The sequence below is a fragment of the Flavobacterium sp. MEB061 genome (genome assembly GCF_000834715.1).
GTDB lineage: Bacteria > Bacteroidota > Bacteroidia > Flavobacteriales > Flavobacteriaceae > Flavobacterium > Flavobacterium pectinovorum.
The window spans coordinates 67,761-83,129 of record NZ_JXQR01000015.1 but is presented as its reverse complement, the minus strand read 5'-3'; the positions used below and the strand labels follow the sequence as shown (position 1 = coordinate 83,129).

At 33.8% G+C, this 15,369-nt stretch carries 10 protein-coding genes; 1 reads left to right on the top strand and 9 read right to left on the bottom strand.

Annotation, left to right across the window (positions count from 1 at the left end; all coding sequences use genetic code 11):
- Positions 1-6 precede the first annotated feature (6 nt).
- The 9 genes from RT99_RS07645 to ychF all read right to left on the bottom strand — a co-directional run bounded on the left by RT99_RS07645 (position 7) and on the right by ychF (position 12,228).
- Positions 7-2,724, bottom strand: a complete 2,718-nt coding sequence (locus RT99_RS07645) for a DNA gyrase/topoisomerase IV subunit A (protein ID WP_042564147.1) — start codon at positions 2,722-2,724, stop codon at positions 7-9.
- A 30-nt stretch (positions 2,725-2,754) separates the two neighbouring features.
- Complete coding sequence (locus RT99_RS07640) at positions 2,755-3,858, bottom strand: YhcG family protein (protein WP_042564146.1); 1,104 nt, start codon at positions 3,856-3,858, stop codon at positions 2,755-2,757.
- Between the two features lie 18 nt (positions 3,859-3,876).
- Positions 3,877-5,751, bottom strand: a complete 1,875-nt coding sequence (locus RT99_RS07635) for a DNA topoisomerase IV subunit B (RefSeq protein ID WP_042564145.1) — start codon at positions 5,749-5,751, stop codon at positions 3,877-3,879.
- 161 nt (positions 5,752-5,912) lie between these two features.
- A complete protein-coding gene (gene pncB / locus RT99_RS07630; RefSeq protein ID WP_042564144.1) occupies positions 5,913-7,088 on the bottom strand; it encodes a nicotinate phosphoribosyltransferase in 1,176 nt (391 codons plus the stop codon).
- Between the two features lie 98 nt (positions 7,089-7,186).
- On the bottom strand, positions 7,187-8,164 hold the full coding sequence (locus tag RT99_RS07625; protein ID WP_042564143.1) for a transglutaminase domain-containing protein: 978 nt from the start codon (positions 8,162-8,164) through the stop codon (positions 7,187-7,189).
- A 3-nt stretch (positions 8,165-8,167) separates the two neighbouring features.
- Positions 8,168-8,692, bottom strand: coding sequence for an NADPH-dependent FMN reductase (locus RT99_RS07620; RefSeq protein ID WP_042564142.1), 525 nt, complete (start codon positions 8,690-8,692; stop codon positions 8,168-8,170).
- A 113-nt stretch (positions 8,693-8,805) separates the two neighbouring features.
- Complete coding sequence (locus tag RT99_RS07615; protein ID WP_082036942.1) at positions 8,806-9,720, bottom strand: YihY/virulence factor BrkB family protein; 915 nt, start codon at positions 9,718-9,720, stop codon at positions 8,806-8,808.
- Positions 9,721-10,033: 313 nt separating this feature from the next.
- The gene (locus tag RT99_RS07610) at positions 10,034-10,708 is read right to left on the bottom strand and encodes a TIGR02117 family protein (RefSeq protein WP_042564567.1); all 675 of its coding nucleotides are present in this window, start codon (positions 10,706-10,708) and stop codon (positions 10,034-10,036) included.
- Positions 10,709-11,133: 425 nt separating this feature from the next.
- Positions 11,134-12,228 (bottom strand): redox-regulated ATPase YchF, encoded by a 1,095-nt coding sequence (gene ychF / locus RT99_RS07605; RefSeq protein ID WP_042564141.1) that lies wholly within the window; start codon positions 12,226-12,228, stop codon positions 11,134-11,136.
- 321 nt (positions 12,229-12,549) lie between these two features.
- Between ychF and RT99_RS07600 the strand changes: the two genes are divergently transcribed.
- The gene (locus RT99_RS07600; protein WP_042564140.1) at positions 12,550-15,318 is read left to right on the top strand and encodes a TonB-dependent receptor; all 2,769 of its coding nucleotides are present in this window, start codon (positions 12,550-12,552) and stop codon (positions 15,316-15,318) included.
- Positions 15,319-15,369: the final 51 nt, after the last annotated feature.

Below are 15,369 nucleotides of genomic sequence, written 5' to 3'. Positions count from 1 at the left end.
AAAAATTTATTCTAAAACTAAACCAATCTGGCCGTCGTCATCTAATTCTGTTTCAACCGAATCATCTTCTGAAATCTCCGGCGTTTCAGGAATTTCTTCAACAGGCTCTTCATAAGGTAACGGGTCTAATAAATTAACTTGTTTTAGTTTTTCAGTTGTTAACTGATTTCCTAAAGCTTTAAAACCTTTTACAGCTATAAATTCCTCAACATCAATATGTAAATCTTCTTTTTGAACTCCTTTTACTTTAGCAAAAACCAATTGTGCCATCGGACGATAATCTGTCGAAACAATTTCTAATTGCGAATTTGGATGTTCTGTAATGAAACTTTCTTCTTTTCCTTCATTTTCAACTAAAAAGCGTTTCAAATAATAACGCTCTTTTTCTCCATCATAATAAATAGCAGAAATTGGTTTCTTTGGATTCCATTTTTCCAAGACAATCATATCTTCATCAAAATGTGTCGATAACTCCGGAATTATAACTTTCAGTTTACCACTTTGATTAATAATCAAGATTTTATCACTTGGTTTAAACTCACCTAATAATTCTCCTCTTGCATCAACATTCAAACGTTTTACAGTATCATCAAACCAAACTTTTCTTGGCAATAAAGTCGAAATTCCTTTTTCTTTTAATTCAATTTTCTTGATAGGATATTTGGTTACCAAATTTCCTTTTGATGCACGTCCTTTAATGGCTAGTTTGGCAAAATCAATATCAAATTTCAATTTTTTGATCGTTCCAACCTGACGTAATAAAATGGTAATTACCTCAGCTTCTCCATTCGGATTATGCGAGAAATAAACCACCTGAGAACCAGCTGTTTCATTGGTCAAATCATAAGGCTTATCACGCGTTACACCCGACACATTAAAGCGTTTAATGTATGAAGGCCCTGATTTTCCATCACGATAAATCATGTTGTAAATCGTACGTTTATCACTCTTATCAAAAATAGCAACATGAATAATGTCTTTTCCAACAAATGTCTTTGCATCAACTTTTGTAACAAGCATTTTTCCATCACGGAGAAACACAATAACATCATCAATATCAGAACAATCCGTAAGATATTCGTCTTTTTTCAAACTTGTTCCAACAAAACCTTCTTCACGATTTACGTAAAGTTTTGTGTTTCTTAAAACTACTTTTGTAGCCTCAACATTATCAAAAACACGAAGTTCTGTCTGGCGCTCGCGGCCTTTTCCGTATTTCTCTTTTAATTTAGTAAAATAGGCAATTGCAAAATCTGTCAGATTTTCTAAATTATGCTCTACTTCCTTCATTTCATCCTCTAACTTAGCGATAAAATCATCGGCTTTATCAGAGTCAAAACGGGTAATACGAATCATCGGAATCTGAGTCAATCGCTGTAAATCATCGTCATTAATTTCTCTGACGAATGATTTTTTGAAAGGCTCAAATCGGTCGTATAAATATTTATAAAGAGATTCCCTATCAGAATACAATTTGAAATCAATGTACATTTCTTCGCGAATGAAGATTTTCTCCAATGTCGAGAAATGCCATTTATTTTTTAATTCTTCTAATTGAATTTCTAATTCCTGACGAAGTAAATCTACAGTTCTGTGAGTCGAAATTTTCAACATTTCAGAAACTCCGATAAACAAAGGTTTGTTATCTTCAATAACACAACCCAAAGGCGCTACAGAAGTTTCGCAAGCTGTAAAAGCAAATAAAGCATCAATAGTTTTATCTGGAGAAACGCCTGGAAACAAGTGAATTAAAATCTCAACATCAGCCGCCGTATTGTCTTCAATTTTCTTGATTTTGATTTTACCTTTATCATTGGCTTTCAAAATACTGTCAATCAAAGTAGTCGTATTGGTCGAAAACGGAATTTGCGTGATCACCAAAGTGTTCTTGTCCAATTGTGAAATTTTCGCACGAACACGAACACGTCCACCACGAAGTCCGTCATTATAATTTGACACATCGGCAATACCTTGTGTCATGAAATCAGGATACAGTGTGAATGCTTTTCCTTTTAAAATTTTGATCGAAGCATCAATTAATTCATTGAAGTTGTGAGGTAAAACTTTAGTCGAAAGACCAACCGCAATTCCCTCAGCTCCTTGTGCCAAAAGCAACGGAAACTTTACCGGAAGATTGTTTGGTTCTGCACGACGACCATCGTATGAAACTCCCCAATCGGTAATTTTTGGCGAATATAAAACCTCCAAAGCAAATTTAGATAAACGTGCCTCGATGTAACGAGAAGCCGCAGCTCCGTCGCCCGTTAAGATATTCCCCCAGTTTCCCTGACAATCAATCAATAAATCTTTCTGACCAATCTGTACCATTGCATCACCAATACTCGCATCTCCGTGAGGGTGATACTGCATGGTGTGTCCTACAACATTGGCAACTTTATTATAACGACCATCATCCAACTCTTTCAAAGAGTGCATAATACGACGTTGAACCGGTTTAAAACCATCTTCAATCGCGGGAACTGCACGTTCAAGAATTACATAAGAAGCATAATCCAAAAACCAGTCTTTGTACATTCCCGTTACTTTCGTAATGACGTCTTCTCCTTCTTCTTCCTGATTCTCGTAAAAATGCTGTCCTTCAAAATGTTTAGCGTCTACGTCAATAATTTCATCGTCTCCTTCCTGATTTTCATCAAGTTGGTTTTCGTCTGAATTATTTTCGTCGTCGTTTGGAATTATGTTATCGTCTTCTTCGTCTTTCATTTATTTATATTCGAAATTATAAATTTGATATTATTTGTTTTCGATGAGCTCTTTTAAAACTTCAACACTCGGCAATATTGTCTTGTATTTACTTGCAAAAATTTGTTCGTTATTTTCAGGTAATGTATATTTAACTACAGCTTCACTTTTATTTTGACAGAGGATAATTCCGATAGTTTTATTTTCATCTTCCAATCGCATTTCTCTATCATAATAGTTTACATACATTTGCATCTGCCCTAAATCCTGATGCTTTAATTCTCCTATTTTTAAATCAATAAGAACAAAACATTTTAATATTCTATTATAAAAAACTAAATCAATTCTAAAATGTTTATCATCAAAAGTAATTCTTTGTTGTCTTCCAACGAAAGTAAAACCATGACCTAGTTCTAATAAAAAATGTTCTAGTTTATTTATTATTTCTTCTTCGAGCTGTGATTCTGAATATTGAGGCAATTCAGGCAATCCTAAAAACTCTAAGATATAAGGATCTTTAATAAGATCTTTAGGTTTTTCGATAATCTGACCTTCTTCTGAAAGTTTCAAAATACCTTCTTTATCTCTGCTTAATGCTAATCTTGTATAAAGTGCCGAATCATACTGACGTTTTAATTCCCTTACACTCCAATTGTGTTTTTCAGATTCTATCTTATAAAAACGTCTTTCTTTTTCATCATCAATTCTCATTAAAAAAATATAATGGCTAAAAGTCAATTTAAAAAATGAATCCAAGGTTTGATAATCTAGTTTCTTGAATTCCGCAGACACTGTCTGCGTTTTTTGAGATTTGAATTCCGCAGTCAGTGACTGCGTATTTTTAATCCCTAAAATCCGAGTCAATGATTCGGATTTTGAATAAATAATATAGAATTGTCTTATTTGCTCTAAATTCCTGATAGAAAACCCTTTTCCAAACTCCTTTGTCAATTGTTTAGAAAGATTTTTTAAAAGCTGTTTCCCATATTCAGCCCGATCTTTTCCATTTTGCTCCTCTTCAACAATAATTTTTCCTATTTCAAAATAGGTAATTGTCATTGTTGAATTTACGGTACGTAAAACCTGTTGCCGGGCGTTTTGAAGTAACTGGGCAACGTGATGAAATACAACTTTATTTTGAAGATCGTTTGGCAATATTATATTTTTTATTTTTTAAATAGCAACATCTTCAATCGTATCCAACTCCACCTTCAAATTCTTGATAATGAATTCTTGCCTGTCCGGGGTATTTTTCCCCATATAGAACGACAATAATTGCTCTATCGAAGTATTTTTATCCATCATAATTGGGTCAAGACGAATCGTTTCTCCAATAAAGTTTTTAAACTCATCTGGAGAAATCTCTCCCAAACCTTTAAATCGAGTGATTTCCGGTTTTGGTTTTAATTTTTCGATGGCGTCTCTTCTCTCTTCTTCAGAATAACAATAGATGGTTTCTTTTTTATTTCGAACCCTGAAAAGCGGTGTCTGCAAAATATACAAATGTCCTTCTTTGATTAATTCGGGAAAGAATTGCAAAAAGAAAGTAATCAACAACAAACGAATGTGCATTCCGTCGACATCGGCATCGGTTGCGATTACGATATTGTTGTAACGTAGTTTTTCCAGTCCGTCTTCGATATCTAAAGCAGCTTGCAATAAATTGAATTCTTCATTTTCATAAACGATTTTCTTCGTCATTCCGTAGGAATTCAACGGCTTACCACGCAAACTAAAAACGGCTTGCGTATTTACATCACGCGATTTGGTGATCGATCCGGAAGCCGAATCTCCCTCGGTAATAAAAAGCGTACTTTCTAAGTTTCTAGGGTTTTTTGTATCCGGAAGATGCGCTCTGCAATCTCTTAATTTTTTATTATGTAGATTGGCTTTCTTCGCACGATCTGTTGCCAGTTTACGAATTCCTGACAATTCTTTTCTTTCGCGTTCTGCCTGTAAAATCTTGCGTAATAAAGCTTCTGCAGTTGGCGGATTTTTGTGTAAATAATTGTCAAGTTTGTTCTTAACAAAATCATTTACAAAAGTACGAACCGAAACAGCAGGCGTTCCATCATCAGAACCCATATCTGTAGAACCTAATTTTGTTTTGGTCTGAGACTCAAAAACTGGTTCCATAACTTTAATACTAATCGCACTTACAATCGATTTACGAACGTCTGAAGCTTCAAAGTTTTTGTTGTAAAACTCACGAATGGTTTTTACAATTGCTTCTCTGTATGCAGCTAAGTGAGTTCCTCCTTGTGTTGTGTTTTGTCCGTTTACAAAAGAGTGATATTCTTCGCTATATTGTGTTTTACTGTGTGTTAAAGCGATTTCGATATCATGATCTTTCAAATGAATGATCGGATATTCTAAATCATCTTCATTAATGGTTTCTTCTAATAAATCTCTAAGACCATTCTCCGAAATGTATTTTTCGCCATTAAAAATAATCGTTAATCCATTGTTTAGATAACAATAGTTTTTGACCATTTTAATAACATATTCCATACGGAATTTGTAGTTTTTGAAGATCGTTTCATCTGGCGTAAAAGTTACTTTTGTTCCTTTACGTTTGGTTGTCTCGATTACATCTTCTTCTAAAACCAGATTTCCTCCTGAAAATTCTGCTGCTTTTTGTTTGTCATCACGAACAGATTCTACACGAAAATAGTTCGAAAGTGCATTTACCGCTTTTGTTCCGACACCGTTTAGACCAACAGATTTCTGAAAAGCTTTAGAATCGTACTTTCCTCCTGTGTTCATTTTCGAAACTACATCTACTACTTTTCCTAACGGAATTCCACGTCCGTAATCACGAACCGAAACCGTTTTATCTTTGATGGTAACTTCAATCGTTTTTCCGGAGCCCATGACGAACTCATCGATACAGTTATCTAAAACCTCTTTTAATAGAATATAAATACCATCATCCGGCGAAGATCCATCTCCCAATTTTCCGATATACATTCCCGGACGCATACGAATATGCTCCTTCCAGTCGAGTGATCGGATATTATCTTCGTTATATTGATTTTGCTCTAGCATAAATGAATTGGATTTTCGGCTAATGTACCATTTCTAGCTAAAAAATAAAAGCGTATTTTCTTTTTGTTACGAATAATAACAGCTTTGAATTCTATTTAAATTGATTTTAAAATAATACAGACTTTAAAAGTAGAAAATATCCGTTCTAAAATAAAAAAATACTATTTGATTCCCAGGACTTCTTTTGCCAAAGCAATCATTTCGGGAGTTCCCGTATTTTTGTTTTTTTCGTCAGAAAGCTTCACGACGCCCTGCCAATGGGTATTATCTGGTTTTGTGTCGGTTAATTTTATTACCATATTCATGGAAGGCAATCCAACATCATTGGTAAAATTAGTTCCGATACCAAATGACATTTTAATTTTGTCTTTACAAAAGTCCGCGATCGTTTTTACTTTATCAAAATTAAGCGAATCTGAGAAAACAATAGCTTTAGATTTTGGGTCTATTCCCATTTTGGTATAATGAGAAATTACTTTTTGGGCAAACTCAACAGCATCACCACTATCGTGCCTTACACCATCAAAAAGTTTGGAGTATTTTTTATCAAACTGATTGAAAAATATATCTGTTGTGTATGTATCCGTTAAAGCGATTCCAAGATCACCGCCATAAACTTGTGTCCAATGTTCAAGACTGATTGAATTTGCCATTTTAAAACCGTATTGTGCGGCATGAAACATAAACCATTCGTGTGCGTGAGTTCCTAAAGGGCGTTTGTTGTTGAGCATGGCAAAATGAACATTGCTTGTTCCAATGAAACTTTCTGAGCCAAAAGTTTGCAGCGTTTCGTTAACCAAAACATGTACATCGTAAGAATGACGTCGTCTTGTACCAAATTCTAAAACAGAAACTCCTAATTTATTATAGTTGTCAATCTTATTTTTAGTGAGCGTTTTTATAGCCTCATCATTCAGTCGAATTAAGTGATTTGATTTATAAAAAAGTTCTGAAATCAAAGCCATTAAAGGCACTTCCCACAAAATGGTTCGGTACCAGAAACCTTCTACAACAACTTTTATTTCAGATCCCTCCTGAGTAATTTTAACTTCTGAAGGATCGTAATTATATCCTTGCAAAAAATCTAAATAAGTAGGATCGAGATATGGGCAATAGTGGGATAAATAATGCTTTTCGTCTTTTGTTAATCGCAAATCTGCCATTGCATCAACCGATTTTCGAAGCAAATCTGCAAAACCGGGCGGAAAAACATGTTTGCCGCGATTTATAAATCCATAACGCACTTTAGCCTTTGGAAAAAGTCTGATTACGGCATGCTGCATCGTAAATTTGTAGAAATCATTATCTAAAATTGATTTCAAAAAAGTTGTTTCCATAAGGCAAGTTCCTATATTTTTTTTCAAATCCGTAACAGCTAAGATACGCCAATTCGATAAAAGAAGAAAATGATATAAATCAACTTTGCTAAAAATTCTTACTTGGAAACTATTTTAAATGCTGCAATACTATTTGTATCTACAAAAAAAGTAATATACTCGCCTATTGTATTATCAAAAGTTATTTGAAACTCTAAACCGCCTTTTCTCTCTCTTCCGTTAGTAATTTTCACGGGTTGATTTCTTTTGTTTAAATAATAAAACTGATCTGATTTTGAAATATTTTTGATTTCAAAAGTGATTTTATCGCCATTCCTTACTTCAATTATACCAGAATCGGGTGATTTGATTTTATAATCTTTTTCAATTGTTTTATTATAAATTAAAGGTCCGTTCAGGAAATCTTCTTTACTTAATTTATTGCCTAAATAAGATTCGGAATCTGGGAAATGTTTGGCAAAAAAATAATCAGGATCTGTATCAAAATAAACGGCCGAAAAGTCATTTACCATTCTTCCTTTACTGCTGTCATAATAACCTTGCCCCCAGGTAACGTCTATCAATCTCCATTTTTTATCAATCAAAACCATATTCCATGCATGATTTGAAGTGGTGCTTTTTCGCCCAATATCTACTAATCTGGTTTTAGAATCGCCACGAATTATCTCAGATTTAATTCCAACTAATGAAGCCAAATGTTGATACAAAACCGTAAAACCTTCGCAAACTGCTTTTTTAGACTTAAATGCTTTTTCAACCATTTGATCATTCAGCGCCTGAATCTTTCTTTGTTTTTCGGCTTCTGAACGATAGCTAAAGCCCTGTGTTTTTGGCGGATTCAAAAAAGCAGCATAATCATACCTTACATTAAGAGCAATCCAGCTATAAATTGCTCTCGCTTTGTCGTAATCAGAGGTAAAATCCTTTTCGATTCTCTCTGCCAATTTTTCGGTTGTACTAAAACTTTTTGGGTATTTTAAAACGATGTTATCAATTGCATTATATTTTTGTGCAAATGAAGAATACAGGAAGATAACATTTATAAGGAGTAAAAAAACAATCTTTTTTGGTGTCATAAATTAGAAACAATCTTTTATAATATCTTTTAATTCTTTGTCTAATTCGGCATTAGAAATTTGATTTTTTTCTAAATCAAAATTAGCATTGAAGGCCGGTAACGAAAATGTACCTTTTATTTCGGCTCCATATCTTGGCAAAGCATTGCGTGCAATTTCTAAAACGGAAGCTCCGCCTCTTGTACCTGGCGAAGTTGCCATTAGTAACATTGGTTTTTGCTGAAAAACTTCTTTGGTAATTCGGGAAGACCAATCGAATATATTTTTAAAGGCTGTTGAGTAGTTGTTATTATTTTCAGCCAAAGAAACGACTAAAATATCTGCGCTTGCCAGTTTGGCTAAAAACGCTTTTGCTTTTTCATGCTGACCGATTTCTTTCTCTAAATCAACGCTGAATAATGGCATTGCGAAATCATTTAAATCTAAAACTTCAACTTCTCCATTCTCAATTAAACCTGCAGCATAAGTTGCCAGTTTTTTATTGATTGATTGTTGACTATTACTTCCTCCAAAGGCTATAATTTTCATATTGTGGTATTTGTGTTATATCTGACAGCAAAGTTCTTGCCACAGATTACATTCTAAAGATTAAAAATATCATAGCGAAATCATTATAATCTGTAAAAATCTGTGGTAATATCTTATTTTTCTATTTCAAAAATCTCTTTCTGTATTTCTACTGAATATTCATTTGGATAAATTTTTCCTCCGTATGACTTAGCGTAGACTTTTGTAAATTCTGCCCCAAAATACAGAATTATTGCTGAATAATACACCCAAACCAAAATAATAATTACAGAACCCGCCGCACCATAAACTGACGCTACTGTGGAGCTTCCTAAATAAAATCCTATAGCAAATTTACCAATCATAAAAAGCACGGCTGTAACTGATGAACCGATAATTGCATCTTTCCATCTTATTTTTCCGTCTGGCAATGTTCTGAAAATAATCGTAAAAAGAAGCGTTATACTAACCAAAACAATGAAAATATTTACGACGTAAAACAAATAAACAGTACTTTCCGGGAAGTATATTTTTAAACGGGTACTTACCAAATCAAGAGTTGTATTTACCAAAAGGCTGACGAGCATTAAAAATCCAACGGAAGCAATCATTGAAAATGACATTAATCTGTTTTGTATGAATTTCTTAAGACCTTTGTCTGGTTTTGCCCGTAAACCCCAAATAAAATTAATGGAACTTTGTATTTCTGCAAAAACCCCCGAAGCACCTATTAATAACATAACAATACCAAAAACGGTTGCAAAAACATTACTTCCGGAAAGTTGTACGTTTTTTATAGCTTCCTGAATCTGAATTGCTGCTTCATTTCCAACCATCTCATTAATTTGTCCGTATAATTGTCCCGTTACTGCTTCTTCACCAAAGAAAAAACCGCAAATTGTTATGATAATAATCAATAAGGGCGGCAATGCAAAAATGGTATAATAGGATAACGCTGCACTAAGTTTAATAGCGTTGTCATCATTAAATTCTAAAAAGGTATTCTTGAGCAGAAACCACGTTTTGGAGAATATATTTTTAATTTTCACGATACTTCGATTTTTGGATATTCTCTCAAATTTAAACAATAAGTTAAAATTTTGAATTGTTGCTTTTTGAGCAAATTTTACATTTTTACCATGTGAATATTTTTTTATGTAGTCCCTACGGGACATTTGCAAACGTTATTTCTATTTTTTTCCTACCAATATTTAACTCCTAACGGAGTATTATACTTACCTTTTTAATATTTAATATTCTATATTCATTAAGGAATATCTCGTAGAGATTATCTATTGGTAGAAAAAAATCATTACACCACCATTTTTGTCCCGTAGGGACTACATATTAAATAAAAACGATTTATTTATAATGACAAAAAATCCCTTTATCATAAACCGTCCATAAACTGGCTTTTTGATTCGCGGCTTTCAACGCATTATTCGCCCAGGTGTTACAAGTGTAAAACAGACTGTAACTCCCTTTTGCTTCATAAAAAGCATCTTTTTTTCCGTAGCTGTGTCCTTCAATCCATTCCGGATTTGTTGGGTTACTAAAACTGTCTGAAATATAAGAAACCAGCTTTTGATAGTTTTCTTTAGAGATTAAAATTCGTTTACAATCTTCACCCTCTTTTAATTGTTTGAAAAATGTAGTGTGCATCGCTGATGAACTTATACCAAATGCAGCTCTTAAGGCTGTGCTGGCTTTCAAATCTGACCATTCTGGCGTGTTGAGATAAAAACCTTTATCGCCCCAGCCAAAAGCTATAAAATTCATTAAACTATCTTTGGATTGTGTCTGGTTAAACTGAATTTGGTTGCGCCAGTCTTTTATATCATTTACTACAGGAACGACAATATCTGTATGAACGCCGTTGGAGAGAATGTAAATTGGAATTGTTTTTTGTTCTTTAATAAATGCGCTATCCGAGTTAACGGTAATTTTAGAAATCAGATAAACTGCAATTATATATAGGACAAGAAAAGTAATAATGGCAAGAATAGCCCAGCCCAGAATTTTGAAAGTTTTTAGCATTTGATTGGTTTGTTTTTGGTTGTTAAAAATATACTTTTTTCTGATAACCAATTTTTGAGCCAAAAAATTAAACTTTAAATTTTATTTGTTTTTATTGTTATGAGAAAGTGGATTGCGTTAAAAAATTCAACGCTGATGACGCGGATTCGCTAAAGCGAAAACGCGGATTTACACAGATTTTTATTTTTATGCTGTGTTTATTTTTTCACGCAGATTTTGCAGATTTTATTTTGAAAACGAATGTCATCCTGAGCGGAGTCGAAGGCTTTCTACTTTGAAGGGCTTCGACTCCGCTCAGCCTAACATTTGTAATATTTAAACACAAAAAAACTGCTGAATTTCTTCAGCAGTTCAATCTATTCTCTTTATTCTTTATTCTTTATTCTTTATTCTTTATTCTAAAGTTCTATTCTCAAAGAAAAAAATTAAACGTTGAAACGGAAGTGCATTACATCACCATCTTTTACAACATATTCTTTTCCTTCTACTTTGAATTTTCCTGCTTCTTTTGCTTTTGCTTCAGAACCGTACTGAACGTAATCTTCGTATGAAATAACTTCTGCACGAATAAATCCTTTTTCAAAATCAGTATGAATAACTCCGGCTGCTTGTGGCGCTGTAGCTCCAATATTGATTGTCCAGGCACGAACTTCTTTTACACCTGCTGTAAAGTAAGTTTGCTGTTTTAATAATTTGTAAGCTGCACGAATTAAAACTGATGCTCCCGGCTCTGTTAATCCCATATCTTCAAGGAAAACCTGACGCTCTTCGTAGCTTTCTAATTCTGTAATATCAGCCTCTGCTCCTACTGAAAGAATAATTACTTCTGCATCTTCATCTTTTACTAATTCACGAACCTGATCTACATATTTATTTCCGTTTACAGCTGAATTTTCGTCAACATTACAAACATATAAAACTGGTTTTGCCGTAATCAACTGAAAAGATTCCATTAAAACTTCTTCATCATTTCCTTGAGGTACAACAGTACGAGCTGATTTAGCCTGCAATAATGATTCTCTGATTCTGTCTAAAAGTGCTTTTTCAGTCTGCGCTTCTTTATTTCCGGTTTTAGCGGCACGATTTACTTTTTCCAAACGTTTTTCAACGGTTTCTAAGTCTTTCAACTGTAATTCGATATCGATAGTTTCTTTATCACGAATTGGGTTTACATTTCCGTCAACGTGTACAATATTATCATTATCAAAACAACGTAAAACGTGAATAATAGCATTACACTCTCTGATGTTTCCTAAAAACTGATTTCCAAGTCCTTCACCTTTACTCGCACCTTTTACCAAACCTGCGATATCTACAATATCAACAGTTGCCATTTGCACACGTTCTGGTTTTACCAACTCTTCTAATTTGTTGATTCTTGGATCCGGAACGTTAACAACACCAATATTAGGTTCGATTGTACAAAACGGAAAATTCGCACTTTGTGCTTTTGCATTCGACAAACAATTAAATAAAGTCGATTTTCCAACATTTGGTAATCCTACAATTCCTGCTTTCATATGTAGATAATATTTGTTTTTTATTTGATTTTATCTCTGTCAGACGCCGTCATTACTGATTTATGTATCAAATATTTAGCCTCTGATTTGAACGTTTTTTCTTCTTTTTAATTTTTTGCTAAAATGATAGATTTTAGCCTTAAAATTTTGCAAATATAAGATTTAATACCTCTTAAGTAAACAAAAAATGACGATATATGTTTTTTTACGACTTTTCTTAAAAAAAATCAAACTTTTTTATAATGTTTTGTTAAATAACGCTATTTTTATCACAATATTTAACAAACCAACATACAAATTTTAACCAAAATTAGATTAAACATGAAAAAAATTGCAATTCTATTATTCCTATTTAACACAGTCGTCATTTTTGCACAACAGCAAATTTCTGGTGTAGTAAAAGACAATACAGGCAATCCACTGCCTGGTGTTAACATTGTCGAAAAGGGTACTAATAACGGTGTTTCTACCGATATTGACGGGTCGTATAAAATTACAGTTAAAGAAGGAGCTTCATTAATTTTTACTTACATGGGGTATAACAGCGTAACCAGGCTGGCAAACTCTCCTCAAATTGATGTTGCTTTATCTGAAGAAGGAGGACAAAATTTAGACGAAGTTGTTGTTACAGGTTCCAGAACCGCAGCCAGAAGTAATACTACAACTCCGCTTCCTATTGATGTAATATCATCAAAAGATTTAACTTCTACCGGGCAAGCTACTTTTGACAAGGCATTGCAATACAAAATTCCGTCTTTTAATACGGTACAAACTCCGGTAAATGATGCTACATCATTACTGGATCCGTACGAAATTAGAAATTTAGGACCTAGTAGAACTTTGATCCTTATTAATGGTAAACGTAAAAACTTAAGTTCATTACTTTATGTACAAACTTCTCCGGGACGTGGAGAAACAGGTGCAGATATCTCTGCAATTCCTACCGATGCGATCGAAAGAGTGGAAATTCTTCGTGATGGAGCTTCTGCACAATACGGATCTGATGCGATTGCGGGAGTAATGAACATCATTTTAAAGAAAAACAATACTGATGGATCTGTAACAGTAAGAAGTGGAATTACTTCTGAAGGTGATGGAGAAATGTTGGGCGTTAGTTTAAACCAAGGAACAACTGTAGGCGAAAAAGGTTTCTTAAATTATACAATAGATTTTTCTAAAGTAAATTTGGCAAACAGACCAGGAACTGTTGATGCTGAAGGTGATGCGGGAGATTTTGGTGCTGATATAGCCGATGTTCAGGCATTTTTAGCAAAATATCCTGATGCCAGAAACGTTAATGGTTCTCCTGAAACTGCAGCAGCAAAATTCTTAATTAACGGTGGAAGCCCAGTTAGTGATAATACTAATTTATATTATAATGCTGCTTATGTTTACAAAAAAGTAAATTCATTTGCCAATTTCAGAACGCCTTATTGGAGACCTTTATCTGGCGATCCTTATCTTAATGATTTATTTGGAAATGGTAATGATGCTAATCCATCTTATGAAGGATACGGGCCAACTTTTGAAGGAGATTTGAGTGATTACAATGGTACACTTGGGTTTAAAAACGTAACAAATGGATGGAATACTGATGCAAGTGTTACCGTTGGTGGTAATAAACAAACTTATACAGTTAATAATTCTGTAAACAGATCCAGCATTCTTGATGCAGATGGAAATGAAACTTACAGAGAAAACAGTCCCATTTCGTTTAAACCAGGAGGAACCTCTTTTAATCACGTTGTTGGAAATATTGATATTTCTAAAATTGTATCTGATCAAATCAGTATTGGATTCGGTTCTGAGTTTAGATCAGAGTCTTTTACGGTTATGGAAGGTGATCAGGCATCTTGGGATGGTGCAGGAGCAGATTCTTTTGCTGGAAACTTACCTGAAAACTCAGGAAAATGGAATCGCTATAATGTTGGTGTGTATTTAGATGTTGCTTTTGATATCACAAAAGACTTCTTATTAAACGGAACTGTTCGCCACGAAGAATATAGTGATTTTGGTGGGGCAACAGTTTGGAAAGCCAGTACAAGATATAAATTCCTTGATGATAAAATTACGTTTAGAGGATCTGTTTCAACAGGTTTCAGAGCTCCGACACTACACCAGATTTATACTCAAAAATCACAATATTCTTTTGTTCCAGGCCAGGGAATCCAAGTGAGCGGAATCGTAAACAATGTTTCACCTCAGGCACGTAAACTAGGCGTATCTCAATTACAACCAGAAAAATCAACAAGTGTAACAGTTGGTTTTGGAGCAAAACCTTTCAAAAATTTCAATATAACTGTTGATTACTACAATATTAAAATAGAAGACAGAGTAACATTGGGAGACAAGCAATATGAGGTTATACCGTCAACTGATCCAGCTCAACCGGATGAAGTTATTGGTGAAGTTGCCTATTTTTCTAATGCTTTTGATTCAAGAACTTCCGGATTGGATGTCGTTGCGGGTTACAGCAATATTGGTATAGGAGAAGGTAAATTAGGGTTTAATTTATCAGGAAATGTCACTTTTGAAAATGAAAGAATTTCCGGAATTAAAAATAACAGTTCATTCAGTGATATTTTAAACTCACTAACCTTTACATCAAGACCTAAAACAAAATGGATTTTAGGAATAAACTATGAAATTGGAAAATTTGGTTTTTCTCTTAATAATACTTATTTTGGGGAATCTACTTTTAATCAGGATGGTTTAGTTTCTAATGAAGTAAGAGATGCAAATGGAAAACTGGTAAGAGTTCCTGGAAGTACTGAAACAGAACGTGATGATTCAGCGAATCTTAAAACACAATTCCTTGCTAAAATCGTTACTGATTTAGGTGTAAATTTTAATGCTACCGAAAAACTAACAATCGCATTAAATGTAAATAACCTGTTTAATATTTTACCAGAATGGAAATTTGTAGCTGAAAATGAAGCTGGAGCTGCATTATTAGCAGATCCTGCACAAGTGAAAGCACAATCTAACTTAATTACATTCAATCAACGTTATTCCAGAATGACCTATGATGGTTCACATTTCAGCCAGTTAGGAACAATGTTTAACTTATCTGTAAATTATAAATTTTAATTCATATTTAGTTAATAACGCTAAAGGGCTGTCGATATGACAGCCCTTTTT

Bases quoted from the DNA above. Each gene is read 5' to 3' on its own strand.
- RT99_RS07645 (WP_042564147.1), bottom strand. From the start codon at position 2,724: ATGAAAGACGAAGAAGACGATAACATAATTCCAAACGACGACGAAAAT.
- RT99_RS07635 (WP_042564145.1), bottom strand. From the start codon at position 5,751: ATGCTAGAGCAAAATCAATATAACGAAGATAATATCCGATCACTCGAC.
- pncB (WP_042564144.1), bottom strand. From the start codon at position 7,088: ATGGAAACAACTTTTTTGAAATCAATTTTAGATAATGATTTCTACAAA.
- RT99_RS07625 (WP_042564143.1), bottom strand. From the start codon at position 8,164: ATGACACCAAAAAAGATTGTTTTTTTACTCCTTATAAATGTTATCTTC.
- RT99_RS07620 (WP_042564142.1), bottom strand. From the start codon at position 8,692: ATGAAAATTATAGCCTTTGGAGGAAGTAATAGTCAACAATCAATCAAT.
- RT99_RS07610 (WP_042564567.1), bottom strand. From the start codon at position 10,708: ATGCTAAAAACTTTCAAAATTCTGGGCTGGGCTATTCTTGCCATTATT.
- ychF (WP_042564141.1), bottom strand. From the start codon at position 12,228: ATGAAAGCAGGAATTGTAGGATTACCAAATGTTGGAAAATCGACTTTA.
- RT99_RS07600 (WP_042564140.1), top strand. From the start codon at position 12,550: ATGAAAAAAATTGCAATTCTATTATTCCTATTTAACACAGTCGTCATT.